18 protein-coding genes are annotated in these 25,186 nt (G+C 60.6%); 11 read left to right on the plus strand and 7 right to left on the minus strand.

What is annotated here, in order from left to right:
• The first annotated feature begins 40 nt into the window (after positions 1–40).
• Positions 41–979 carry an ABC transporter substrate-binding protein gene (locus AC1DX4_RS32340; RefSeq protein ID WP_477224186.1) on the plus strand — a complete coding sequence of 313 codons (939 nt, stop codon included), beginning with the start codon at positions 41–43 and terminating at the stop codon, positions 977–979.
• 37 nt (positions 980–1,016) lie between these two features.
• A complete protein-coding gene (locus AC1DX4_RS32345; protein ID WP_477224207.1) occupies positions 1,017–2,048 on the plus strand; it encodes an LLM class flavin-dependent oxidoreductase in 1,032 nt (343 codons plus the stop codon).
• A gap of 62 nt (positions 2,049–2,110) precedes the next feature.
• Here AC1DX4_RS32345 and AC1DX4_RS32350 read toward each other — a convergent pair whose 3' ends face one another.
• Genes AC1DX4_RS32350 through AC1DX4_RS32360 form a run of 3 tightly spaced genes read right to left on the minus strand, consistent with a single transcriptional unit; the run spans position 2,111 to position 6,105 of the window.
• Positions 2,111–3,358 carry an SfnB family sulfur acquisition oxidoreductase gene (locus AC1DX4_RS32350; protein WP_477224187.1) on the minus strand — a complete coding sequence of 416 codons (1,248 nt, stop codon included), beginning with the start codon at positions 3,356–3,358 and terminating at the stop codon, positions 2,111–2,113.
• An 18-nt stretch (positions 3,359–3,376) separates the two neighbouring features.
• Positions 3,377–4,642 (minus strand): SfnB family sulfur acquisition oxidoreductase, encoded by a 1,266-nt coding sequence (locus AC1DX4_RS32355; protein WP_477224188.1) that lies wholly within the window; start codon positions 4,640–4,642, stop codon positions 3,377–3,379.
• Positions 4,643–4,692: 50 nt separating this feature from the next.
• Complete coding sequence (locus AC1DX4_RS32360) at positions 4,693–6,105, minus strand: LLM class flavin-dependent oxidoreductase (RefSeq protein WP_477224189.1); 1,413 nt, start codon at positions 6,103–6,105, stop codon at positions 4,693–4,695.
• A 526-nt stretch (positions 6,106–6,631) separates the two neighbouring features.
• Here AC1DX4_RS32360 and AC1DX4_RS32365 point away from each other — a divergent pair.
• The 4 genes from AC1DX4_RS32365 (at position 6,632) to AC1DX4_RS32380 (ending at position 11,330) form a co-directional block, all read left to right on the plus strand.
• Positions 6,632–7,663, plus strand: coding sequence for a sugar ABC transporter substrate-binding protein (locus AC1DX4_RS32365; RefSeq protein WP_477224190.1), 1,032 nt, complete (start codon positions 6,632–6,634; stop codon positions 7,661–7,663).
• An 88-nt stretch (positions 7,664–7,751) separates the two neighbouring features.
• A complete protein-coding gene (locus AC1DX4_RS32370; RefSeq protein ID WP_477224191.1) occupies positions 7,752–9,296 on the plus strand; it encodes a sugar ABC transporter ATP-binding protein in 1,545 nt (514 codons plus the stop codon).
• A gap of 7 nt (positions 9,297–9,303) precedes the next feature.
• Positions 9,304–10,323 carry an ABC transporter permease gene (locus tag AC1DX4_RS32375; RefSeq protein WP_477224208.1) on the plus strand — a complete coding sequence of 340 codons (1,020 nt, stop codon included), beginning with the start codon at positions 9,304–9,306 and terminating at the stop codon, positions 10,321–10,323.
• A gap of 2 nt (positions 10,324–10,325) precedes the next feature.
• Positions 10,326–11,330, plus strand: a complete 1,005-nt coding sequence (locus tag AC1DX4_RS32380; protein WP_477224192.1) for an ABC transporter permease — start codon at positions 10,326–10,328, stop codon at positions 11,328–11,330.
• Between the two features lie 393 nt (positions 11,331–11,723).
• On the opposite strand, the gene AC1DX4_RS32385 is transcribed toward AC1DX4_RS32380, so the two are convergent.
• The 4 genes from AC1DX4_RS32385 to AC1DX4_RS32400 form a co-directional block, all read right to left on the minus strand.
• Complete coding sequence (locus tag AC1DX4_RS32385; RefSeq protein WP_477224193.1) at positions 11,724–13,070, minus strand: HlyD family type I secretion periplasmic adaptor subunit; 1,347 nt, start codon at positions 13,068–13,070, stop codon at positions 11,724–11,726.
• Positions 13,057–14,826, minus strand: coding sequence for a type I secretion system permease/ATPase (locus AC1DX4_RS32390; RefSeq protein WP_477224194.1), 1,770 nt, complete (start codon positions 14,824–14,826; stop codon positions 13,057–13,059). The genes AC1DX4_RS32385 and AC1DX4_RS32390 overlap by 14 nt, the downstream gene beginning before the upstream one ends.
• A gap of 1,554 nt (positions 14,827–16,380) precedes the next feature.
• The gene (locus AC1DX4_RS32395) at positions 16,381–17,088 is read right to left on the minus strand and encodes a Crp/Fnr family transcriptional regulator (protein WP_477224195.1); all 708 of its coding nucleotides are present in this window, start codon (positions 17,086–17,088) and stop codon (positions 16,381–16,383) included.
• A gap of 409 nt (positions 17,089–17,497) precedes the next feature.
• The gene (locus tag AC1DX4_RS32400) at positions 17,498–18,076 is read right to left on the minus strand and encodes a hypothetical protein (RefSeq protein ID WP_477224196.1); all 579 of its coding nucleotides are present in this window, start codon (positions 18,074–18,076) and stop codon (positions 17,498–17,500) included.
• A 357-nt stretch (positions 18,077–18,433) separates the two neighbouring features.
• On the opposite strand from AC1DX4_RS32400, the gene AC1DX4_RS32405 reads away from it, so the two are divergent.
• From AC1DX4_RS32405 to AC1DX4_RS32425, 5 genes are all read left to right on the plus strand, one after another.
• A complete protein-coding gene (locus tag AC1DX4_RS32405) occupies positions 18,434–20,593 on the plus strand; it encodes a GumC family protein (protein WP_477224197.1) in 2,160 nt (719 codons plus the stop codon).
• 15 nt (positions 20,594–20,608) lie between these two features.
• A complete protein-coding gene (gene nusG / locus AC1DX4_RS32410; protein ID WP_477224198.1) occupies positions 20,609–21,172 on the plus strand; it encodes a transcription termination/antitermination protein NusG in 564 nt (187 codons plus the stop codon).
• A 377-nt stretch (positions 21,173–21,549) separates the two neighbouring features.
• Entirely contained in the window at positions 21,550–23,181 is a 1,632-nt protein-coding gene (locus AC1DX4_RS32415) for a nucleoside/nucleotide kinase family protein (RefSeq protein WP_477224199.1), read from the plus strand.
• Positions 23,182–23,441: 260 nt separating this feature from the next.
• A complete protein-coding gene (locus AC1DX4_RS32420; RefSeq protein WP_477224200.1) occupies positions 23,442–23,885 on the plus strand; it encodes a GFA family protein in 444 nt (147 codons plus the stop codon).
• A 73-nt stretch (positions 23,886–23,958) separates the two neighbouring features.
• Positions 23,959–25,179 (plus strand): glycosyltransferase, encoded by a 1,221-nt coding sequence (locus AC1DX4_RS32425; RefSeq protein ID WP_477224201.1) that lies wholly within the window; start codon positions 23,959–23,961, stop codon positions 25,177–25,179.
• Positions 25,180–25,186 lie beyond the last annotated feature (7 nt).

The following is a 25,186-nucleotide window of genomic DNA, read 5'->3' on the forward strand; positions in this document are numbered from 1 at the left end:
ACGACGTGCACAGACAACACCGCGAAAAATTGGAAATCCAATGTTCTTGAGAACCAAAGCGATCCCCGCCGTCATCGGCATTTCGGCGTTTCTGGCGGCCTCGCTCGTGTCGCTCGCATCGGAGCCTTTCGACCTCAGCCCCGAACAGTCTGCGCGCCCTCGCACCGAGAAGGACCCCGCCCTCATCGCGTCGACCCCGGAGCGGTTCAAATTCGTCGAGGACGGCGTCCTCACGGTTGGCATCGCCCCCGGCGGAACGCCGCCGATTGCTACTTATGCGACCGATGCGGCAACCGTCGTCGGGGCCGATCCGGACATCGCCCAACTGATTGCCGACAAGCTCGGCAGGAAACTCAACCTCGTTGCGGTGGCCTGGGAAGACTGGCCGCTTGGCCTGACGTCGGGAAAATACGATGCCGTCATCAGCAATGTCGGCGTCACCGAAGAGCGCAAGCTGAAGTTCGATTTCTCGAGCTACCGGCAAGGCCTGCACGGCTTCTATGTGAGGAACGCCAGTTCGATCACCTCGATCAAGGAACCGAAGGACATTGCCGGGCTGCGCATCATCACCGATGCCGGCACGATCCAGGAAAAGATCATTCTCGAGTGGAGCAGGTTGGATGTCGAAGCCGGGCTGAAGCCCGTAGAGATCATCTATCTCGATGACACCGCCGCATCGAGCCTGGCAATCCGCTCCGGCCGCGCCGATGCGATCTTCTCGATGAATTCGGCTCAGGCCTATCAGGCGGCGCTTACCGGTGAAACCCGATCGGTCGGAATCGTCAATGCCGGCTGGCCGCTGACAACCGATGTCGGCGTCACCACGAAGAAGGACAGCGGCATCGCCGGGATCATCACCGCGGCGCTCAACGAGGCCATCAAGGACGGAAGCTACGCGAAAGCCCTCGCCAGATGGAACCTTTCCGCCGAGCAGATCGCGCAGTCGCGGACCAATCCGCCCGGGCTGAAGAAGTACTAGGTGCCGGCATCGAAGGGAGACAGCGGCCTTGACGACAATCTCGCACAGCATCCGCAGGCTCGCCTTCCTCACGCCCGGCAACTATCCGGACAGCGATCCGCATTCGGGGCTGGAGAAAACACTCCAGCTGTTCGAGCTCGGCGAGCGGCTGGGCTATGACGGCGCCTGGGTTCGGCAGCGCCATCTCGAGCCGGGCATCTCGTCGGCGGCCGCCTTCCTGGCCGCCGCCACGCAACGCACAAGCCGCATTGAACTGGGCACCGCCGTGATCCCGATCGGCTACGAAAGCCCCTACCGCCTGGCCGAGGATCTTTCGACGGTCGACGTGCTGTCGCGGGGTAGATTGAATGTCGGCCTGAGCGCCGGCTTCCCGCCGCATGCCGACATCCTCGGACCGCTTGTCTTCGACAGCGACTGGCGGAGTCTCGATTTCTCGCATGGGCGCGTCTTGCGCTTCGTCGACAATTTGCGCGGCGATCCGATCGGCGAACCCGGCGCTATCATTGAATTTCCCGGCGGGCGCGTGCGCCCTCGCCTTCAGCCGCACGCACCCGGTCTCCTCGAAAGGATCTGGTATGGTGGCGGCTCGCTCCGATCGGTTGAATGGACCGGTCGCAACGGTCTCAACCTGCTGATCGGCAATGTCACATCCGGCGAGGGAACCGACAATTTCTTTGAAGCGCAATTGCACCAGTTGGAGACTTTCTTTGCCCAGCAAAGCGAGAGGCGAGCTCGCGTGGCGTTGGGCAGGGTGATCGTGCCGTTCGACAGCGCCGATGCACGCACGAGGAAACGCTATGCCGACTATGCCGCCGGACGCCACGAGCGCACCTTGAAGGCGCATGGCGAGCGGCGGACGCTTTTTGCCCGGGACATCGTCGGCACATCCGAACAGATTCTGGAACAACTTGGCAGCGACCCGGTCCTGGACAAGGTTGACGAATTGCGGCTCGAATTGCCCTACGAATTCGAGCAGCATGAGTATGAGCAGATCATCACAGATTTCATCGAGACCATCGCGCCCGCGCTCGGCTGGCGGCCGCCCCTGACCGCTTCGGCAGCAGAGTAGAGACCTCGCCGACTGGAGGTCGGCCGGCTCGGATGTGGTCCAGACCGCTAGAGAGCCCCGTGTCACGGTGGTCGAACACCGTTCAGGAAATAATTTCCGACATTCACATATTTGTACCGCACCGGGTCGTGCAGCGTGTGGGTGCGCGCATTTCGCCAGTGGCGATCGAAGCCGAACTGTTCGAGCGTCGAGCGCGCGCCGGTCAGTTCGAACAGCTTGTTGGAGACATGCAGCGAGACCTCGGTGGTGATCGCCTTGGCCTCGGCGACGGCGATCGAGGCTTCGGCCACCGTGTCTTCGGTCGAATCGACGGTCGCGATATCGACGAAGCGCCCCGCCCGCTCGGTCAATGCACTTGCCGCGTTGACCCTGACCACGAGATCGCCGATCGCCGCGATCACATGCGGATCTTCCGAGCCATGCTGGTAGCTCGTCTCGAAGAACGGCCGGGCATGCACCTTGGTGAAGGTGATCGCATCGGCAAGGGCGGCGCGCGCGATGCCTAGGTCGATTGCGGCGTGGATGATCTGCGCCACCGGTCCCATGGGCGTGGGATTGTCGAAGACGATCTGGTGCGGCACCACCTGGAACTCAGTCACCGGAATGTTGTCGAAAGTCGACGAACCACTACCGGTCGTGCGCTGGCCGAAACCCGACCAGTCGTCGATGAGATTGAGGCCTGCGGTGGCACGCTCCAGGAAGACCAGATTCGTCCGCTTGTCGGCATCGTTCGCGACCACCACGACGACGTGGGCAAACAGCGAACCGGTCGAGTAGAACTTCTGTCCGGTGAGGACATAGCCATCGCCATTGCGCTCGATGCGCGTGGTGAAATCGATGTTGGTGCGCGTGCCGATTTCGGTGAAGGCGTTGCCGAAACGGTCGCCGTCGAGCACGCGCTCGAACAGCACCTTCTTCTGCGCTTCGCTCGCACCCAGGCGGATGCCCTCGACGATGTAGAGATGGTTCTGCGGGATCTGCCCGATGCTGGCATCGGCGGCCGCGATGATCGCGATCACCTCGGCCAGCGTGACGTTCGAGACCCCTGCCCCGCCATACGCCTTCGGGACGGTGATGCCCCAGAGGCCGCTCTGCGAGAACCGCTCGATCTCGGCGATCGGCAGACGCCTGGTCCGGTCGCGCTCGACGGCTCCGACAGCGAATTCGGCGGCAAGCTCATGCGCTATCTTGATTGCCTCGGCGTCGCTGGTGATGCGATGCGCCTTCTGCTGGCGCGGAGGAATGAAAGGCGCCGGCCGCGAGAACGCGGGCGCGGCCGAGAAATGCTGTGAACGCTCGATCTGGGTCATGCTCAAAGCCTTCCGTCGTCAAAGCCAGGCGTGGCGCGCCGGCTGGACGCCGTTCAGGTAGTAATTGCCGATGTGGAAGAACTTCCAGCGCGCCGGATCGTGCAGCGTGTGGGTGCGGGCGTTGCGCCAATGGCGATCGAGCCCGTGCTCGGCCAGCGTCGAGCGCGTGCCGCCGAGCTCGAACAGCTTGTTGGTGGCGAGGATGGCGATCTCACTGCTCAGCACCTTGGATTCGGCGGTGGCGACGGCGGCCGCTGCGACCGTATCGAGATTGGGCGTCACCAGCGCGACGTCGATCAGGCGCGCGGCTCGCTCCAGGATCGCCTCAGTGGCGTGCAGCTTGATCTCGAGATCACCGATCGCGGCGATGGTGAAAGGATCGTCCGATGCCTTTTCCTGGCCACTGTCGAGCCAGGCCCGCGCCTTGGTGCGAATGAAGGCGATGGTGTCGGCGATCGTGCCCTTGGCAATGCCGGTGTCTACGGCTGCCTGGATGATCTGCGAGATCGGCCCGGCCGCGGTCGGCCGTTCGAACGCCTTGTAGGCCGCAACGACACGCGACAGCGGCACGCGCACATTGTCGACCACCACCGTGCCCGACGCGGTGGTGCGCTGACCGAAGCTCGACCAGTCATTGATGACGGTGAGGCCCGGCGCATCCCGGTCGGCGAAAGCAAGATGCGGGTTTCCCGCCTCGTCGACGCCGACGATCGGCACGATGTGGGCGAGCAGCGCGCCGGTCGAATAGAATTTGCGGCCGTTGACGAGGACATGATCGTCGCCGTCGGGCGTGATCTTGGTCTCGAAGGCGCCGACAGTGCTGGAGTTCTTCTCGGAGAAGGCGTTGCCGAAGCGAAGCCCCTCCAGCACCTCGCCGAACAGGAAGCGCTTCTGATCCTCGGTGCCGTCGGAGACGATATGCTCGATGATCGCCAGATGATTTTGCGGGATCTGGCCGAGCGAGGGGTCGGCCGCCGAGATGATCTTGATGACTTCGGTCAGCGTCACATAGGAGACGCCGGCGCCGCCATAGTCCTTGGGGATGTTGATGCCCCAGAGGCCGCTCTGCGAAAAGGCGTCGAGCTCATCGATCGGCAGCAACCCCTCGCGGTCGCGCAGTGCTGCGTCCTTGGCGAAATCAGCCGCGAGCCGATGGGCGATCTCGATCGCCTCGGCATCGGAGGTGATCACATGCGCGGGCTGGCGCGGCCTTGGCCGGGGCGGAAAGCCTTCTTCCGGCGTGTTGACCCGGTTAGCGGAGCGGATATCGACGACTGCTGACATGGCGAATGGTCTCCGTTTGCGCCGGCATCACGGCCGGCATGAAATCTGGATCAGGCGGCGGTGCCTTGGCGCGCGGCCGCATCAGTGCGCTTCACGGCTTCGATATCGCGGTAGTGCGCGGCCGGATGCGGCGCGGCGAGCCGCGGCCCGTCACCAAACAGTTTTTCGCGCAGCGTTCCGGGCCGATAGGCGGTCGGATAGGCGCCGCGCCTCTGCAGCTCCGGTACGAGCAGGTCGACGACGTCCTCAAAGCTCTCCGGCGTCACGGCATAGGCAAGGTTGAAGCCATCGACATCGGTTTCCTCAACCCATTCCTGGAGAATGTCGGCAACCGTCGTCGGCGAACCGACGATGACCGGCCCGAGCCCGCCGATGCCGCCCCAGCGTGCGATCTCCTCGACTGTCCAGCGCTTCTCCGGATCACCATCCGTGATCGCGTCGATGGCGGCGCGGCCGGCATTGGTCTGGACCTTTTGAACGAGGTCGGTCGGCAGATATTGGCCGAAATCGATGCCGGTCCAGCCGGACATGAACACCAGTGCGCCGTCATAGCTGACATAGCGCTTGTACTCCTCGAACTTCGCTTGCGCCGCCGCATCGGTCTCGCCAACGATGACGGTCTGGAGATTGTAGAAATAGATCTTGCGCGGATCACGGCCGAAGGCAGCGGCGCGCTCGCGGATGTCGCGGACATGGTTCTTCAATATCGTCTTGGTGGGCGCTGCGATGAAAACGCATTCGGCGTTCTGCGCCGCGAAGCGGCGGCCCGGGCCCGACGTGCCGGCCTGATAGAGCAAAGGCGTGCGCTGCGGCGACGGCTCGCAGAGATGGTAGCCGGGAACCTCGAAATATTTGCCCTTGTGACCGATCTCGTGAACCTTCTCGGGATGGGTGAAGATGCGCCTGTCGCGATCGCGCACGACAGCGCCATCCTCCCAGCTTCCCTCGAACAGCTTGTAGAGCACCTCCACATATTCATTGGCGATGTCATAGCGGTCGTCGTGCTGCTTCAGTCCGCCCTGGCCGATGTTCTTGGCTCCGCTCTCCAGATAGGAGGTGACAATGTTCCAGCCGACGCGGCCCTTGGAGTGATGATCGGCGGTCGAGAGCCGGCGGGCAAAGGTGTAGGGGTGCTCGAAAGAGGTCGAGACCGTAATGCCGATGCCGAGATGCTCGGTCGCCAGCGCGATCGGCGCAACGAGCTGCAGCGGGTCGTTGACCGGGATCTGTGCCGCCTGCTCGATCGCATGCTGGAGGTTGCCCTTGTACACATCATAGTAGCCGATGACGTCGGCGATGAAGACGCCGTCGAAGATGCCTCGCTCCAGCGTCCGGCCGAGATGCTGCCAATAGTCGAGATCCTTGTACTGCCAGGAACGGTCGCGCGGATGTGCCCAAAGCCCGGGCGACTGGTGGCCGACGCAGTTCATGTCGAAGGCATTGAAACGGATCTGGCGGGTCATCGTCGGCCTCTGAATCTGGCATCTTCGGAGGCGGGCTTAGTCCATCCGTTCCCCTGCGATTATGCCGATTGGTCGGCGAAGATGGAGGTTATCTATTTTGTTTATGGAATTAATAGAGAAAACTTCTTCCCCGATTGCAGCCATCGCAGGCTTCTTAGCCGCAGGGCTTAGGCCGACCGCAACACGGAAGCGTTCGGCTCTCTGGGGCACCATGCCAATCTTGAACGCGCTGCACAGTCGAGGATGGTCTCAATCCTGCCCTTTGCCACCCACACTGCCTGGTCGCGGAGATGCCCGAAACCGCAGGGGTCATGACTGACGAATAACCGTGCTGGCCTGGTTCTGGAAGCCGCTTCCAGCCAAGCCCAGGATCCTAGCATAGCGTTTCCAGGAAGCTCTGAGAAAGAGCGCATTCCATTCTCGATCAAATCTATCGACTATCTATTCTGACAGCGACATTCGGATCGGCGCCTGTTCTGCGCCTCGGTTCGGCACGACATCACAGGCACGACATCAGGAGAAGATCATGACTGACGAAACGACGAACGGAAGCGACCTTGCGGGATTTGGCATCGGACGGCGCGACCTCTTTAAACTCGGTGCCGCCGCGGGGGCGACGCTGCTCGCTGCCAATGCGGGGCTGATCAATCGTGCCGCTGCCGCGGACGACGTGCCCTCGCTCAAGGGCAAGCGGATCGCCATCAGCACCGCCGGCACCGACCACTTCTTCGATCTCACCGCCTACAACGCACAGATCGATGAGGTGAAGAAGCTCGGCGGCGAGCCGATCGCCGTCGATGCCGGACGCAATGACGGCAAGCTTGTCTCCCAGCTGCAGACCATCATCGCCCAGAAGCCCGATGCGCTCGTCCAGCTCCTCGGTACGCTCAGCGTCATCGACCCGTGGCTGAAGAAGGCTGGCGATGCCGGCATTCCCGTCCTCACCATCGACGTCGGAACGCCGAACTCGATCAACAACAGCACGTCGGACAATTGGGGCATCGGCAAGGACCTGGCGCTTCAGCTCGTCTCCGACATCGGCGGCGAAGGCAACATTGTCGTCTTCAACGGCTTCTATGGCGTAACACCTTGCGCGATCCGCTATGATCAGCTGCGCAACGTGGTCAAATACTATCCCAAGGTGAAAATCCTCGAGCCAGAGCTGCGCGACGTGATCCCGAACACGGTCCAGGATGCCTTCGCCCAGATCACCGCGATCCTGAACAAATATCCGGAGAAGGGCTCGATCAAGGCGATCTGGTCGGCATGGGACGTGCCGCAGCTCGGCGCGACGCAGGCCGTCGTCGCCGCCGGCCGGACCGAAGTGCGGACCTACGGTGTCGACGGCAGCCCGGAAGTGCTGCAATTGCTACGCGACCCCAACTCGCCCGCCTCGGGAGACGTCGCCCAGCAACCGGCCGAGCTCGGCCTCATCGCCATCCGCAACGTCGCGCGCCATCTCGCCGGCCAGAAGCTGCCGCGCGAAAGCTATGTGCCGGCGCTGCTCGCCAACAAGACCAATGTCGATACGGTCACCAAGACCCTCGGCCTGAGCTGATCGAACGATATCGCCCCGGCCCGAAGCGTCTACCGCTTCGGGCCGGCTTCGTTCGCCCTTCACACCGCATGCTGGCCAGAGCCCACCCATGACCTCGTCTTCCATCGGGAATGACCCGCTGCCTGCGCCTGCCATCGATCTGCGCAACATCGTCAAGAGTTTTGGCGGCGCCCAGGCGCTCGCCAGTGCTTCGCTGACCGTCGCCAGAGGCACCGTGCATGGCCTGGTCGGCCAGAACGGCGCCGGCAAGTCGACGCTGATCAAGATCATCGCCGGCCTGCACCAGCCCGACGCGGGCACGATCGAGATCGCCGGCAAGCGCCAAACCCGGCTGACGCCGCACGAGGTCGAACGGCTCGGAATCCATTTCATCCATCAGGACCGCCTGCTGGTTCCCAGTTTTACCGTCGGAGAGGCGCTGTTTCTGGGTCGCGAACCGCGGCTGCGCGGCCTGCCCTTTCTCGACCGGCGCGGCATGCAGCGGCGTGCGGCCGAGATCCTGCACGATTATTTCGGCCTGACGCTGCCGGCAGGCGCGCTGATCAGCACGCTCACCACGGCGCAGAAGCAGATCGTCCAGATCACCCGCGCCTTGCTCGACAAGCCATCGGTGCTGGTTTTCGATGAGCCTACCGCCGCCCTTGTCCGGCGCGAGGCCGACATCCTCTTTGCCTTGATCCGACGGTTGAAGGCCGAGGGAATCACAGTCATCTACATCTCACATTACCTGAACGAGATCGAGGAACTCTGCGACCGTGTCACCGTGCTCAGGAACGGTGTCGACGTCGCAACGGTCGATGCTCGGACGACGCCGGCGGCGAAGATCGCCTCGCTGATGATCGAGCGCGACATCGAAGAGATGTTCCCGAAGCGCAGCGTGCCGATCGGCGCTCCGATCCTCGAGGTCGAGCGGCTGTCGGCCGGCGCGAAATTCCGCGATGTCTCACTCACCGTCCGGCAAGGCGAAATCGTCGGCCTCACCGGCCTGCTCGGCTCTGGTGCAAAGGAGCTGGTGCGTGCGCTCTTCGGCCTGGAACGGGCGAGCGGTGGTACGGTCAGGATCGAAGGCGTCCCCGGCCGGCCGCGCTCGCCGGTCGCCGCAGTCGCCCGCCGTCTGGCGCTGGTCCCGGAAGACCGGCGCGGCCACGGCGTCGCGCTCGGCCTCAGCGTCGCCGAGAACTCGACCCTGGCGAGCCTCGCCCGTTTCACCCGCCTCGGCTTCCTCGACCGCGGCGCCGAGCGGGCCGAAGTCGACGGGTTGATCGAGCGCCTGTCGATCAAGACCGCAAGCAGAAGTGCGCTGCTGCGCACGCTCTCCGGCGGCAACCAGCAGAAAGTGGCGCTCGCCAAATGGCTGAGCCGCCAGTCCAACCTTTACATCCTCGACGAGCCGACGGTCGGCGTCGACGTCGGTTCCAAAGTCGAGATCTACACACTGATCGGCGATCTTGTGGCGCGCGGCGCTGGCGTCCTGCTGCTGTCCACGGATCTGCCTGAACTCGTCGGCATCACCGATCGCATTCTCGTCATGTATCGCGGCGCCATCGTGCGCGAATTCAATTCGGCCGAAACCTCGCCCAATGCGGTGCTGGCGGAGGCCACCGGCTCCAGCGAGGTCCGCCATGTCGGTTGAGGCAAGCCTGTCGGCCGGGCCCGAGGTCGCTCCGGGCCTCGATGCCGGTACTCGTGAGGTCCGCCGCCTCGGCGCCGCGCTGGCAACAGTCGCGCTCCGGGCCGGCTCGCTGATCGCCTTCGCCGCCCTGCTCATCTTCTTCGCGGTGACGGCGCCATTCTTCTTCACGCTCGGCAATATCGGCAACGTGCTTGGCCAGTCGGCGATCCTCGGCGTGCTGGCGATCGGACTCACCATCGTCATCATCGGTGGCGGCTCCAATGTCGTCACCGGCGGCATCGACCTCTCGCTCGCCGCCACCATGGGGCTCGCCGCGGCGCTCTATGCAAGCCTGATCCAGGCCGGCTACGGCGACGGCACGGCGGTCATCGTAGCGCTCCTCGCCGGCATTGCTGTCGGCGCTGTCAATGCGATTGCCGTCGTCGTCTTCGGCATCGTGCCACTGCTTGCGACGCTGGCGGTGATGAATGTCGTCGCCGGGCTGGAACTGGTCGTCACGGAGAATACTGTCGTGCCGGCCGCGACCGACTTCCTGTCGGCGCTGTCGTCGAACGGACCCTTCGGCATTCCGACGCTCGGCTATGTCCTCGTCATCTTCGCGGCGTTGGTTGGCGCTGTGGTGCAGTTCACGCCGATCGGGCTCAGGCTCTACGCGGTCGGCGAATTTCCCGAGGCGGCGCGCGCCGCCGGACTGCCGCTGAAGCGCATCGTCGCCGGCTCCTATCTCGCTGCCGGCCTTTGCGCCGGTATCGCCGGCATCCTCTCGGTCGCCTATCTCAGCGGCAGCACCACGGGCGCCGGCGACATGCTGTTGCCGGTGGTGGTGACGGCGCTGCTCGGCCTGGTGTTCTCACGCCGGCTGGTTCCGACCGTCGGCGGTACGCTGCTCTCGACACTGTTCGTCGGTTTCCTCGTCAACGGCTTCCAGCTTCTCAACATTTCGAGCACGCTGGTCAGCGGAGTCCAAGGGGTGCTGATCCTCTTCGTCGTCGCCGCAACCTCCTTGCTGCGCCCTCAGGAGGCCTGACCATGAGCACCGCCGATCTTCCTGCCGCCCCGCGCAGCTTGCCGCTGCAGGCGCTGCTTGCCGGCCTCGTGCGCTACGCCGTTGTGGTATTGCTCGTCGTGGTCTTCGTCTTCTTCTCGCTGACAACGACGACCTTTCTGGCGATTGCCAATCTCGAGAGCATCCTCGTCAACAATTTTACCCTGCTCGCCATCGTCGCCATCGCCATGACCTTTGCGGTTTCGGCCGGCGGCATCGACCTGTCGGTCGGCACCGCGGTCGATTTCTCCAGCTTTGCCTTCGTGTCGCTGGTGCTCGCCGGTCAGCCGATTTGGCTGGCGGCGTTGGCCGGGCTTGCCGGCGGCACGTTGGTCGGGCTGTTCAACGCCGTCCTCATTGCCGGCATCGGCATCACGCCCTTCCTGGCGACGCTCGGCACGCTCTTCATCGGCCGCAGCGTGCAGCAACTCCTCACCAATGGCGGCAATCCGGTCTATCTGCCGCAAACCGGCATTCCCGAAGCCTTCCACTTCATCGGCCATGGCAGCCTCGCCGGCATTCCGGTGCCGCTCGTCATCGTGACGCTGCTTATCCTCGCCGCGGCCGCCGTGCTCTCACGCAGCCGCTTCGGCCGCGTCGTGCTGTCGATCGGCGTGCAGACGAGCGTGCCGCGCTATTCCGGGTTGACGGTCTCGCGCCATGTCGCGCTCGTCTATATCGTCTGCGGCCTGGTGGCATCGATCGCGGGGCTGGTCCTCACCGCGACCGTGACGGTCTACATCCCCTCCTCCGGCAACGCATTCCTGCTGAACGCAATCGGCGCCACCTTCATCGGCACGACGCTCAGCCGCGAGGGCCGGCCCAACGTGCCCGGCACGGTTCTCGGCGTCCTGCTGCTGAGCATCGTCGCCAATGGCTTGCTTCTGACCGATCTCAGCTTCTACTGGCAACAGGTCGGCACCGGGCTCTTGATCTTCATCGTGCTTGCCGCCAGCTTCCTCAACCGCCGGACACGGGCCGGCGCCTGACCGCCACCGACCCTCGGCTCAGGTCAGAATTTCATCGTGATGGTCCAGCCGTGAATGGAAACGATGTCGCGGCCTTCCTGCGCTTGTCTGCCACTGGCTAAATATTCGCGGTCGCGTTGTTCGTCCAAATCCATTCGTCCGGCACGCATTTCGGCAAAATGCCAAAAGGCGCAACGCCGTTGCAATAAGCGTCGCGTTTTTAAAATCCCCTTTGTTTACTTAGTAGACTTTCGTACCACCACCAGGCGGCAATCGCGCCACTTGGGGGTTTCCGGCGGACGACTTCCACTTCGTCTGACGTTGAAGGCCGCAGGCTGTGATGTGAGGCGGGCGCCGGATTGATCCGGCGCCCGCCTCACATCTGAGATTCCGATCTCCAGGCGGCAGGCCAGCCTACCTCTCCCGGAAGGCGCGTTGGAACGAATCCATCAAGGGCTTGGCCAGGTAGGCCAGAAACGTCCGTTCGCCGGTCGAGATGAATGTTTCGACCGGCATACCAGGATAGATCTGCTCGGGCTTGACCTGCGGCGGCAGCTTGGCGGCCATCCTAAGCCGGACGGTGAAGTAAGGCAGCCCCGTGCTGGGTGTTATCAGCCGGTCCGCCGAAATATAGAACACCTTTCCGGGCACTTTCGGCGTCGTACGCGTGTTGAGCGCCGTGAACATCATATTTGCGTCCTGCCCCACTCGGATTGAGTCGATATCTTCGGGCTTTATCCTTGCTTCGACTATGAGCTCGTTCGTGGTCGGCAGAAGCTCCATCGCCACCTCCCCAGCACGGATGACGCTGCCTTGGGAATTGTAGAGCGATCTAACGATGATGCCGTCCACCGGCGCCCGGATGGTCGTCCGGTCCAGGACCGATCGACCAGCGTTGATTTGTTCCTCGAGATCCGCGACCTGCGCCCGTGCTTTGTTCAATTCCGTAACGGCATCCTCGACCCGGCTGGTTGTAAGTCGTTCAATCTGCTGACGCGCTTCCACAGTCTGCGTCGCCGAGCTAGCGATCTGCGCTTCCAGAGACCCTGCCTGGCCTACCAACTCGGCGGTGCTGCGCAGAAGATCGGTATATTCCGAACGATTTGTGAGTCCTTTTTCCAGCAGGTCTTTTTTTCGCTCCGTCTCCCCGTGAACGATCGCAATTTGATTTTCCGCTGCCTTCTTTTGAGCCCTTAGCCCGACAATCGCGTCCTGGAGGGCCGTTACCCTTTGCTTCAGAATCCCCTGTTCTGCGGCATAGCGCGCCAACCGAGCCTGAAACTCCTTATTTTGCTCTCCGAAGACATCGCTGTATTCGGAAGCGTCTGAATAGGCTCCGAGATCGCTGGACAAGACAATTTTCTCGAGCCCGTCCCGCTCTGCCTCAAGCCGCGAAATTTCAGCTTTTTGGGCAACCCATTGCGTGAGAACGCGGTTGAGCTGGGACTGCGCTACCGTCGGATCGAGCACAATCAGGGCCTGGCCCCTTGAGACCCTGTCGCCCTCTCGGACCTTGATGCTGCTGACCACGCCTCCTTCGAGGTGCTGGATCATGACATTTTGCCCTGCTGCCGCCACCACTCCGGGCGCAATAGTGGCTCCGGAAATCGGTGCCGTGGCTGCCCAGAATCCGAAGCCGAGCACGAAAACGGCCACGCTTGCATATCCCGCCAGCGTAATCCGATCTGTGCGTGTATCGACGTCACGTTGCCAGCGATACGTATTGGCGCCCGTCTGGATGATTTGGCTACGAACCGTCATTGGCGACCTTTATCTCCACGCGTGTAGGTGACGGGAAAGGCACCACTCCTTCGCTGTCACGGGACTGGGAAGCTGTGGGCGATCTGGCTTGCCCCTGTCGCTCGGCAAGTTTGTCGAGCACGTCCTTGGTCGAACCATAGATCTCGACCTGGCCATTGCGCAGCATAAGTATGCGATCGCATCTGGCTGCGAGGGACGGTCGGTGGGTGATGACAAGCACGGTGGTTTTTCGTGAACGCGCCTGGATGATCGCGCGCACGAGCGCGGCTTCGCCATAAGAATCGAGATTTGCATTGGGCTCGTCGAGCATCAGGATCTTGGGATCGCCGTAAAAGGCGCGCGCAAGGCCAATGCGTTGACGCTCCCCGCCTGAGAGACGAACGCCAGCGGGGCCGATCACAGTCGAGTATCCGTTCCTCTGCCCCAGGATGAGCTCATGCACCTGCGCCTGCTGGGCCGCCCGGACTAACTTTTCGTCGGCTGCATCAGGCTCAAAGCGCGAAATGTTCTGGGCGATTGTTCCTGGGAAGAGTTCGACATCCTGCGGAAGGTAGCCAATATGATGGCCGAGTTGCTCGGGATCCCAGTTTCGAATATCGCCGCCATCGATGCGGATCGCGCCAGAACGGGGTTGAATGGCACCGACGATAAGCCGCGCCAGCGTCGATTTTCCGGCTTGGCTTGGGCCGACGATGGCGACGGTTTCTCCAGCGGGGACCTCGAAGGTTACCCGCTTTATGAGCGGCAGCGCGCCGTCGGCCGATCCAGGAAGATGATAAACTATCTGATCCGCGCTCAATGCTCCCTCAGGGGCCGGCAACGCTATGTTTTCCTGCTCGCCCGATCCGGATCGGGAAGCCGAAAGCCTCTTCCATGCAAGATTGGCGTCGGTGATCTGCCGCCAGCTTCCAACGATTTGATCAAGAGGTTGCAAAGCGCGCGCGGAGATCATCGAGGACGCAAATATCATCCCGGCGGTCATCTCGTTGTGCAGAACCAGATAAGCGCCGACGCCCAGTATCGCGATTTGCAGTACCGATCGCGTGGTGCGAGACACACCGCCATAGAATGCGTTGATGCGAGCGACCCCATCCGAGGCGTGCAGCGAGGCGGAAAAGCGGGCACCCCAGAACTCTATCGCGTTGGACACCATGCCGAGTGCACGGACCGTTTCGAAGTTTCGCGCGAAGGCCTGCGCCGAATTCATTGAGGCATTGAGATTCTCCGCCGCCTCCTTACCGGGCCTCGAACTCGCGACCTGATTCAGCACGGCGATGGACACCATGAGAACCGCTCCGACGACAGTTACAAGGAAGAGCAATGGGTGGATGAAATAGAGGAGGCCCACGAAGATCGGCCCGAAAGGAAGGTCGAAGAGAAAAAAAATTGTTCGCGAAGCGATGAACCCCCGCAGCGTGGCCAAGTCGCGCAAGGCCTGGACATCGCCGAGCCCAGCGCGGGGGCCGCTCATTGCGGCGAGAAAAGACGATGCACCCAACGCAACATCGAGCCGTGCGGCGAGCCGGCTCGCATATATCCCCCGAACGACCTCGAGCACTCCGAAGAGCAAAAGTGACGAAAGCGCAAGTAAGGTCAGGTAGGTGAGAGTATCCAGATTGGCCGCGGGCAAAACGCGATCATATACCTGCAGCATGTAGAGGGGCAGAATTAACACCAGGGTGTTCATCACCGCGGAGAAGAGGCCCATTTCGACCACGCTCCTCGATAGCACCCTTCTGTTCGAATAACTGGGCATCCGAATTTGCGCCCCGAACAATCGATCACATTAGACAAACTTCATATATCATGCGTAGTTCTCATGCTATCGGTTGCGCATCTTTTGATGGCCATAGCAAAGACGGCCGGCGCCGCCGAGACCGCACATGGTGAAGCCCTTGAGACTCTGCTGAGGATCACAAAGCATGAGCATCGTGGGCGCGATAGCGCCCGTAATGAGCGGGTCTTGAGGATCCCAACTGTCCCTGGAGCTGCTCCCGCACTCGCCCGCGACACCTTTGCCTCCCTTACCGGGCTGACCGAGCTCGCGCTACTTCTGGGGCGCATTGCTCCAAGCCGGCGTTCGGATATTCGATTTCAGCCCACCATGTACCGCCTTCAAACTCCTTATCGTTGACGATGTCTGGGCGAGCTTGGTTCCGCCGCGCCACGTACCGGGCAGCGACATGCGCCTTCACGCTGGATGCGCAAGTCAGCTTAAGAGCCATGCGCATTCCCTGTACAGCTTACAGCCCGCGTGCAACCAGCCAAACAGACACTAGCCGGGTAAGTGGTCCGATGATCACGCCAGCCCAGGTGGTGGCGTGCTCTCGGCTGTCTTTGCATTTTAGACGGATCATATTTTGGACTTCAGAGCAACCAAGTGGCGTCAGGATCCAGCTGTTAAGCTGGGACGATCTCCTCCACATTGGGCTGTTGTCGCCCGCGCAGCTAATCGGGATATTGAGACGATCCGCCTTCCGAAGCAGTCGCCGCGTTTTTATCTCCGCAATCTGTTCATAATACAGGAACGTTTCCCAATAATGTCGGTACTCAGCCTTTTCCCGCTCCATAGGCGTGCAAGCATTTGCCAGGTCGACGTCATAGGCGTGGTCGAGTGTCCTGATGGTTCGCCGGTACACGTCAATTTCCAACAACTCTTTGATTTGTAAGGGTATCATACGGCTCCCCAGCCTGCGTAAAACGCAACGCTACGACCTCATATGGCATTCAGTCCATTCCACTACTTGGATGAGCCCACAGCGCAAAAGAACTAGAATGCCGAGGCTTCTCGGGCGAGGAGCGGCGTTCCCCGTGAGGGATTCTTCAGCAGTTGCTACCGCTGATCAGGGAGCGTGAATTGGTCGGTCGCCCGCGTCTCCTGATCGGCGCGGACCATCTCACCGGATTGGAATTGGACATGACAAAAATTGTTATCGAAAAGAAAGCTCACCAAGGCGGATGGCGGCCGAACAATCCCCGATATCAGCGGGCACCACCGATAGGATTAATTGCGTCTCTGCTAATACTCCCTGTAAAATTGACCGTGCGGGTGCGTAACCTAAGCCCGCTGCAGTGGCCGGTGCGGTCCTCACGTCCCCGGAGGCCTGCCCCCCCCGCACCGGCCATTTCCCTTACGCTCTGGATGGGCGGCGAGCGATCGGGGATTGATCCAATGACTGGTGCGCAACGAAGCTCGCCTGATGGGCCAACGGCATAGTCAGCCGCTTAGCAAGAGAGCTTGTCGGATCGCCGAAGCACTACCCACGAGGGAGCGCCGGTCGGGCGGTTGAGACCAGCATTACGCTTGACATCAATTCGAAATGTAAGACGGATCAAATCCGGCTGTCTTGATTAGTCCCGCATGGTCATGCAATTCGACCACACCATTGCGGAACGAAGCCAATCCGCTTTCCCGCAAATCCTTCAACACGCGACTTACATGCACAGCCGAAAGCCCCAACGCGTCGGCCAGTTCGGCCTGCGTCAGCGGGCATTCAAAGCGGTCCGGATAGGTCGTTGCTGATCGATGTGCGCGGCAGGCCAGTTCAAGAAGAAAGTGAGCTGTGCGTTGCACAGATCCCCTTCTACTGACTCCGGCCAGATGTTCCGTAATCCTGGAGTACCGCCTTGCCTCAGCCAGCAGGATAGTCTCGCAAATGGCCTGCGGATAGCGCGACAAACAAGTATGGACAGGACCGATCAACTCGATCGCAGTCACATCGGAAAGAGCCGTTACCGTCTCGCCTCCATCTCCGCTGAACTCAATCAAGGCAATTTCGCGAGGAAGCGCAAGATCGACGATGACACGCGAGCCGTTCGGCAATGTCCTGACGAATGCGGCCCATCCCGCAGTCACTACCAGGATAAGGGATCTGGCCTGATGTTCGCGTGCGATCGTCGTGTTCGCTGGATAAAGGCGGCGCACAGCTCCCGGCAGTACAGAGAATCCCCTTTCCCAACTCGCGTCAGCAAGCGTAGGTCCCCTCGCTAGCTTAAAAGCCTGTTTTGATAAATCCATTTTGTCCTAATAGCCCCACCCATGATCGCCCCTTCGATCAACCTGAAGCTGCAAACCATAAACTGGACGAAAAGTTCCCTCTTTCCTTTCAGCCAAATGGCGTTGCAGCCTACCACTGTTGGGTACAGCCTTACCACGTTTGGGTGGATCCGTCGCGGCGCTCTGGCACGAAACGCCTGCCAGGGGAATCGCGCACTTTCGTCCCCCGCTCGCAGCGAGGTGACCATTGGGATGAAAGTCTACCAGCGCTGGTCATCTCGAAGGCGGCTCCTAAAATCTAGCTACCGGAATGGCCTCAGCTACTCTCCCTGGGACTTCCGGCAGCCACCGATCGCTCGCTTTCGAACAACTTTTCTAGGCCGCGCCCAGCGAACTTCAGCCGATTAAAGCCCTCGCGAAACAGAACCGCTCAAGTTGATAGCAGCCCTGTTTGACGCTTTTCTGAAAGTCCGTCGGGTACCGCGGGTCGAGCTGAAGCCGGAATAGCCAATCCCACTCGCGGATCGGGAGCCTGCAATTCTTGCCAAGACGGGCCGGCGATCACCCGGGTATCTCTTTCGAGACCCTCCGTTGCGCCGGTCGAAACGATTTGCTCCTTTGGCTTGGCTGCCGACTTCCGGCGTCGCAGGGCACGTTTGGCGTTGTAAGTCTGCCATCTTTCTTCGGCCACCTCCAGGTCGTCGAGTGCCGATATGACCGATGCAAGGCGGTTTTCGACTTGGGCAAGTCGCTTCCAGGTGGAAAGCAACGCAACTGAAACCAGCAAACTGTAGGCCAAAACGACAACGGCTGCTCCTGCGGGACTTTCGATGCCGAATACAATCAAGGCCCCGGCGCCAATAAAAAAGGCAAGAGCCCCGTAAACCAGCAACCGGCCCCTATTCAGAAGAAGCATCAACGGCCAGGTTGCAGACAGCATCAGAATGGACAACGGTCTGCTGACCGCCCAATCCACAAGCCCCGGAACAACGTCACTGTAAGTATCCATATCAACCTCAGGCTGGACGAGGCCGGCCGCTTGCTCGGCGCCTGGGAGCGTAGATTCTCCTGCGCGCCCGATCGTGGTCGGTGGTGGCGTTCTAGACCCTCCCGGAAGAGCGACAGATTTCCCGGCGAATGTCCTAAGGTCTGAAAGGCTTGTCGGGTAGACCAGATCGACCTTTAGCCGATTTACTACTCAATAATGGTAATGGCGACGGTGTCCGCGAAGCTGTTATGTTTCGGACTGGCCGGCGATGCTACCGGTCGTCGGGCGGGAGCGATTTGGACATGTCGAATGGCGGGGACGAACCCTGTCACGTGTTTTCATTGCGCTTAAAGAGGCGGTTGCCCGAATTGTTTTGATGTGAAGCAAATTCAGCCGACGCTGGAGGGGCGGAGTTGCGCCGCTGATCTCAAGGATTCGGAAATGGCAAGTCCAACTGACAATCCGATCATAACCCGAGAGTTGCTACCGCTGGACGTGAGGGAAATCCTTGATTTCTTTCTCCGTCGATGGAAGCTTGTGTGCAGCATTGCAGTGATCACCTTCGGCATATTTGTGATTGCCGCCTATGTGCTTCCGCCATCGTATACAGGGGTTGCACAAATCTTACTCGATTCCCCAATAGACTATATGACTCCGCAGGATTATTCCAATTCCGATTTTGCCGACAATTCGACATTCGTCGAAAGTCAGATTGCGGTTCTGAGATCCGCATCGCTCCTTCAGAAGGTCGTCGACAGCGAAAAGCTGACGGAGGATCCCAAGATCGGGTTGGGGGCATTAGGATGGCTGCAACGCGCGCTCGGAGTCTCGCGTGTCGGGATGGCGGATGTTATTGAGATTTCAGTGACCGCTTACGACCCAGGAAAAGCAGCCTCCCTGGCGAACGCAATATCCCAGGCTTATCTGGCTGATCGCGTAAGGTCTCGCTACGAAGGGGCCAGGAAAGCGTCCACATGGCTCAGTGAGCGGGCCGCATCCCTGCGAGCGGAACTGAGCGTTTCGGAACAAGTCGTCCAGAAGTTTCGGATCGATCACAATTTGTTGGCGACGCCTGCAGGCAGTTTGACTGACCAGCAGCTGTCCGAATTGAATATCGCGTTGATTAACGCACGCGCCGAACTGTCGGAGAAACGGGCGCAATTTCAACAAGTTGACAAATTGCAGACTAGCGGCGGCGACATCCAGTCGATACCGGACGTACTGCAATCCGTGGTGATCAGCGCACTTCGGGCTCAGCTCTCTGGAGTGACACGACGGGAAGCCGACCTCAAATTGAAATATGGTGATCGGCATCCGGATGTCATGACTGCTCAGGCAGAGCGGCGCGACATCGAGGGACAGATTGCCGCCGAAGTCCAGCGTCTCATCGGCAATCTGAAGAATGAAGTCGATGCCGCAGAGGCCCGGGAAGCTTCTCTGGCTCGAGCCTTGGATTCAGTATCCAACCGGTCCGAAATCGAAGGTCAGGTCGGCGTTCAGTTGCGCGATCTGGAGAGGATTGCCGCCGCGAACAAGGAACTCTTTGAGACATTCCTGTCACGCGCCAAGCTCACCGAGGAGAAGTCCACCCTCCTCAACAGCGGCGTGCGTGTGATCACCGACGCGGGTGTTCCGGATTCGCCGAGCTTCCCGAATAGGCCACTTTTTGCGGCCATGGGACTTGTCCTCGGCCTCTTCGTCGGGGGGGCCGGCGCCGTTCTTCGTGAACTTTTCGCTTCCGGCTTCATGGCAAAGAAGCAGATAGAGGACGAGTTGGCCGTTCCTGTTCTTGCGTCCATGCCACGTATGCCGGGCTGGTCGAGAGACGCCCAGTCGCAGGCCCAGCCTGTGGCCTATCTCGAACGCAGACCACTATCCAGGTATAGCGAAGCCGTGCGGCGGCTTCGTCTGGGCATCGAGGCGACACCGGACCTGGTCCGATCCCCCCGCCTCATGCTGGTGACATCGGCGATGCCCGGCGAAGGGAAGACAACCCTGGTGTTGAGCCTGGCGTGCTCCGCCGCGGCCGACGGCGAACGGGTTCTGGTCGTTGATGCGGACTTGCGGCTTTCTGCTGCCACGGCCTTCTTCGGCATGGCGGATAAGGTCGGATTGGTCGACGTTCTGACTTTGCCGATGAGGGCTGCAAACGCAATTCATCGGGACGAACGCTCGGGGATTTCCCTCCTGCCCGCCGGTGCAAGGACACGGAACCCGCCTGCCCTTCTTGCTTCCGCGCGAATGCGCTCGGTCCTCGACGAGCTTCGCGGGAGATTCGACACGGTGATCATTGACGCACCACCTGTTGGACCTGCGGCCGATGCCTCGATCCTAGCGAGGTATGTCGACAAAGTCCTCTTTGTCGTGAAGTGGCGTGAAACCTCGCGCGAGGCCGTTGCCGAAGGAATTCGCCATCTTGGCGGCCGGTCCAAGATTGCCGGCATCGCCCTGACAATGGTGGAGGAACCAAAGCTGCCGAAATATGGCCGCTACACGTCCTTGGAAAGTAGTGTTTCTGACAGTTACTACCTCAACTAGAGAAAATATTTAGCCATGCAGCACGCTGACTCATCTCATATTCGCTCTCTCGAGCCGGTCGGAAACATTCACCACGGGGACGCCGCGCGCTGGTGCGTGGTCCAGACGCACCAACATTCGGAGAGCTTGGCGGAGCGGCACCTGTTGTCGCAAAACTTCCAAACCTATCTACCCATGCGAAGACGAACCGTCCGGCACGCGCGCATCGTCAGAACCGTCTCCAGTGCGTATTTCGACTGCTATCTGTTCGTCTCGCTGGCTGTTCATCAGCAGAGTTGGTACCCGATCAACTCGACCGTCGGCGTCCGAAAACTCGTGATGAGCAAAGGAATGCCGATACCGGCGCCATATGGTGTGATTGAGTCTTTGATCTCAGCAACCGATGACGACGGTATTTTGCACCCGGACATTCTATTGATGCCAGGTCAAAGAGTTAGGATAATAGATGGACCGTTTTCGGACCAGCTTGGCATTCTTGATCATGTCGGCAGTGCTGGAGCGGTCAGAATTCTCCTCGATATTATGAACCGGTCGATTCCAATTACGATCGACCGGGATAAACTTTCAGCAATTTCTTGAAGTCTATGCGTTAGTTTTCACCTAACAATTTTTGTGCGGAAGATGTCGAGACCATCGGGCAAGGAGGGACGAATTGGCACCCAATTCACCTTCGATGCGGCAGCTTGAAAAGCCGACATCCGAGCCTGCAGTCGCCATTGAGAACATTGGATGCTTCGTCTCACCGAAGCCGCCGCCAATGGATGGATGTGGTGCCAATTCGATGACTTTCCGGCGACGATCCGCGATTGACTCTCGATGCGATCAACTGGGGAAACCTCTTGCAACTTTCACGGAAATCCAAACCCGGGAGCCACCGTCCCGCAGACCCTGGAGCGCCTCGGGATGGCCTGCAGCCGCAACAATATCGTCGCTGGGCTCCAGAGGCCAAGGCAAGCATGCTGGCCGAAGCGTTGACGCCGGGGGCGAATGCTCCAGCGCCAGCCAGAGTGATTGGCGCAAGCCCGTCAGGTAGCAAAGCAGATGCAGATCTTACACAAACCGACGGAAGCGCCCCCATCCTGCCCCTCAAGACGGTGCCGTCCCTGCCGATCGCCACAGAAGTGTTTCGAGCATTCAATGCTGGCGGTCTGAGGTACGGAATAATTCAGGATCTCGCATCCCTGCAATACGGTCTTGCGGGCCGGGACGATCTGGATATCCTTCTGGACAAACACGACTACCCAGCCTTCTGCTCGATCGTGAGCAAGCTGCACGGCTGTCGCAGCGTGAGCCTGTCCTGCTACGACAATGTCTGCGCCGGCCGAGAGGACTGGTTCCTGCCCGACTTTTCGCATGGCCGCTATCTCCATCTCGACATGCATATCGGGGTCCGGGTCGGCTGGGAGTTTCGCAAGCGATATCCGGTATTCGATCATGCGGCGATTACACGATGGGAGTCGATTTGCGTGGACGGCGTATCGATCCCGGTCGTCTCTCCCGAAGACGAGATTCGGATAGCAATTGCTCGCTTCGCCTTTCGGGCCTGGGCACTGCCTTGGAGACAATGGATCACCATCGGGAATGGTTGGAAGGACCAATTTGCACGCCTGCCATTTCCGTCAGGCGAGCAAGGCTTGCATGTCGTGGAATACACGCTTGGCGGCGGGAGAATCGCGAGCTGCAGGCTTTTGCAAAGCGCCGGCGGTCTGGTCGTCCACCGCGGAGATCTTGCCGGACTGCGGCGTTCAATCCGGCAAATGTGCGGCTTCACGGGACGTTACGGAGTAGCCGACGCCGGCGTTCATTTGGCCCGCAAGACCTCGTATCTCGCATTGAGATCCCTTCAGCGATTGATGCCCGGCAGATTTCCACCAAAGAGACGGCCTGCGGCTGGTGGCCTTGTAGTGGCGCTCATAGGTCCCGATGGCATGGGAAAGAGCACTCAGGTTGATCGGCTGACACGGACATTTCGATGGAAATTCGGGTGTGCGCAAGCATATGTCGGAATCGGAGACGGCAATGGCTGGTGGCTTCGCAAAGCGTTGCAGACTGTGGTTTTTCCCCATAGACGCCGCCTTAAGTCCTTGGCCCAGCAAGGTGGCAACAATTCCACTAGCCGAAATTGGTCGAAGGGAGGAGTCGCTGCTGCCGCGTTGGCATTGTGGGCAGTTTTGATCGCGTTTGAGCGATACGCTGTCGTGAAACGTGCACATCGATGGGCGACGCGCGGCCTGATCGTCATTTGCGACAGGTGGCCGCAAGCGCTCGGCAGGGGATATCTGGACGGGCCAACCATCCCACCACACCTGTTCAGCGTCCCAGGCTTGTCAGCTCTCGCCCGGCTGGAGCAGAGCCTCTATCAGAAGATGGCAGAATGCCGGCCACACCTCACTATGCACCTGGTTTCAGATTTTGCCGTCTCCGAGCAGCGAAAGCCGGGAGAAATCAGGAAAGAAGCGTTTGATGCGCGGCTATCGCTGATGGCGGAACTGCGAGCCAAGGACAAGAACATCCAAACCATTGACGCGAGCGCCGGCATAGAGGCGGTCGGGCGGGAACTGTTCAGGCATATCTGGCTGTCTTTGTGAGAGGCAGGGCGGGCGGCTCATCGGCCAGTATCCCCAACAGACCCTGACGCGCGCCTTCCGCCATCGCGAATCGACTGGTGTTCCCTGCTAGGCGGCGGAAAGGCCACCGAACGCTCGCGCTCGATGGCGGCGCGCCGCTAGAGGCCGTTTTCATCCCGGGATCGGCATGGCGCTCTGACTTGAACGAGCCAATATGGCTCTGTTTCGGACGAGCACCTGTCCCACCCGGCCCGCAGCGTCAAGCATTGAGGGAGGTTGCCATGTCCGACACCATACGCAGGACCGGCAGTTGCCTATGCGGCGGCGTGCAGTTCTCGGTCCGCGGTCCGCCGCTCCGCATTGGTCTTTGCCATTGTAAGGATTGCCGCAAGGCCGGCGGCTCGACCTATTCGGCCTTTGCCATCTGGCCGCGCGATGCACTCGAGAAGACGGGCCTCGTCAGTTCCTATGGCATGCGCAGCTTCTGCCCGACCTGCGGCGGCCGCGTCGCTCGGATCGACGACAACGAGGCTGAAGTGATGATCGGCAGCCTCGACCTCGCGCCGACCGATCTCGTACCCGAATATGAATTGTGGATCTCAAGACGCGAAACCTGGCTGCATGCCTTGCCCGGCACCGAACAGTTCGAGCATGACCGGCCAACGGCGCACAACGTCGAAGTGCCGACGCCGAGGTCGTTGTCGGACGTCGATGCGGCCGCGTGAATTTGATTTTGCACTCAATCTTCCACCCGGACGCGCCGCCGCCGGATTTCAGGTCCCCTGGAGGTATTGGCAAATGAAGATCGTTCATGTGCTCACACGACTGCTTCGGGCAGGTTCCGAAGAGAACACATTGGCCTGCTGTCTAGCTCAGGCGCGGCACGGCCACGAAGTGCTTTTGGTCCACGGCGAGGAGTACGACCCGAGTTTGCGGACGTCCGTTGCCCAAGCCGTTCGGGTAGTGACGCTTGAAAAACTCATCAACTCCATTTCGCCATCCCGTGACATTTCTGCGTTCGGGCAACTCACTCGCCTTATGCGCGATTGGCGACCTGACATCGTGCATACCCATCAAAGCAAAGCCGGTATCGTCGGCCGGCTTGCTGCCAGGGAAGCCAATATTCCTTGCATCATCCATGGCGTGCACATTTTGCCTTTCGTGCATGTTGGCAACGCGCAGAGGCTGATATTTCTGGGCGCCGAACGCCTGGCCGCGAAGTTCACACAAGCTTTCATCGATGTCAGTCAGGCTATGCGCGACATTTGCGTCGCCAATCGTTTGGGCAGCGCCGATCAGCACCACGTCGTCCACTCCGGCTTCGATCTGCCACGCTTCGCGAACGCGCAATGGCCGCAAGAAGCGCATCTGCTCCTGGGGACGGCTGCCGGAGAGCCTAAGCCACCGGTGATCCTGATGCTGGCCGCACTGGAACCGAGAAAACGCCATGTAGAGTTCATTGAAACATTTGGGCAAGTCGTCGACCGAATTCCGAACGTGCGACTGATCCTGGCCGGTGAAGGACCGGCGCGGGCCACTATTGAATCGGCGATTGAACGATCCCCGTTCGCAAACAACATTCGCATGATCGGATACCATAGCGAGCCTGAGCGGCTGATCAATCTAGCAGACGTGTGTGTGCTGACGTCGATGCGAGAAGGACTGCCTCGCGTCATGATGCAGTATTTGGCGGGCGGTCGAGCCAGCGTGGTCTCGCATCTGCCGGGAGTGGAAGAGGTTGTGAAGCATGGCGTGAATGGAATTGTGACGCCCGCAGAAGACGTTGGCGCCGCAGCGGCTGCGATCGCCGACCTTCTCCAAAATGAGCACTACCGCACTCGACTGGCTGATGGCGCGAAACTCACCGACCTTTCATCCTGGGGGCTGGACGCCATGTGCGACAGGGTCGAGCTGATTTATCAGTCCGTTCTTGAGTCGGCCCTTTCAGCCGCAAGGCCAAACGACGTTCGAATCCGCGATGGCCGCGCCAAGCAAACCTTGGGACTGCACGGATTCTGATCCCTTT

Source organism: Mesorhizobium sp. P3_A8, from assembly GCF_056402995.1.

Bases quoted from the DNA above. Each gene is read 5' to 3' on its own strand.
- AC1DX4_RS32370 (WP_477224191.1), top strand. From the start codon at position 7,752: ATGACCTCGTCTTCCATCGGGAATGACCCGCTGCCTGCGCCTGCCATC.
- AC1DX4_RS32350 (WP_477224187.1), bottom strand. From the start codon at position 3,358: ATGACCCAGATCGAGCGTTCACAGCATTTCTCGGCCGCGCCCGCGTTC.
- nusG (WP_477224198.1), top strand. From the start codon at position 20,609: ATGCAGCACGCTGACTCATCTCATATTCGCTCTCTCGAGCCGGTCGGA.
- AC1DX4_RS32380 (WP_477224192.1), top strand. From the start codon at position 10,326: ATGAGCACCGCCGATCTTCCTGCCGCCCCGCGCAGCTTGCCGCTGCAG.
- AC1DX4_RS32390 (WP_477224194.1), bottom strand. From the start codon at position 14,826: ATGCCCAGTTATTCGAACAGAAGGGTGCTATCGAGGAGCGTGGTCGAA.
- AC1DX4_RS32340 (WP_477224186.1), top strand. From the start codon at position 41: ATGTTCTTGAGAACCAAAGCGATCCCCGCCGTCATCGGCATTTCGGCG.
- AC1DX4_RS32385 (WP_477224193.1), bottom strand. From the start codon at position 13,070: ATGACGGTTCGTAGCCAAATCATCCAGACGGGCGCCAATACGTATCGC.
- AC1DX4_RS32360 (WP_477224189.1), bottom strand. From the start codon at position 6,105: ATGACCCGCCAGATCCGTTTCAATGCCTTCGACATGAACTGCGTCGGC.
- AC1DX4_RS32420 (WP_477224200.1), top strand. From the start codon at position 23,442: ATGTCCGACACCATACGCAGGACCGGCAGTTGCCTATGCGGCGGCGTG.
- AC1DX4_RS32400 (WP_477224196.1), bottom strand. From the start codon at position 18,076: ATGGATACTTACAGTGACGTTGTTCCGGGGCTTGTGGATTGGGCGGTC.
- AC1DX4_RS32355 (WP_477224188.1), bottom strand. From the start codon at position 4,642: ATGTCAGCAGTCGTCGATATCCGCTCCGCTAACCGGGTCAACACGCCG.
- AC1DX4_RS32365 (WP_477224190.1), top strand. From the start codon at position 6,632: ATGACTGACGAAACGACGAACGGAAGCGACCTTGCGGGATTTGGCATC.
- AC1DX4_RS32425 (WP_477224201.1), top strand. From the start codon at position 23,959: ATGAAGATCGTTCATGTGCTCACACGACTGCTTCGGGCAGGTTCCGAA.
- AC1DX4_RS32415 (WP_477224199.1), top strand. From the start codon at position 21,550: ATGCTGGCCGAAGCGTTGACGCCGGGGGCGAATGCTCCAGCGCCAGCC.
- AC1DX4_RS32395 (WP_477224195.1), bottom strand. From the start codon at position 17,088: ATGGATTTATCAAAACAGGCTTTTAAGCTAGCGAGGGGACCTACGCTT.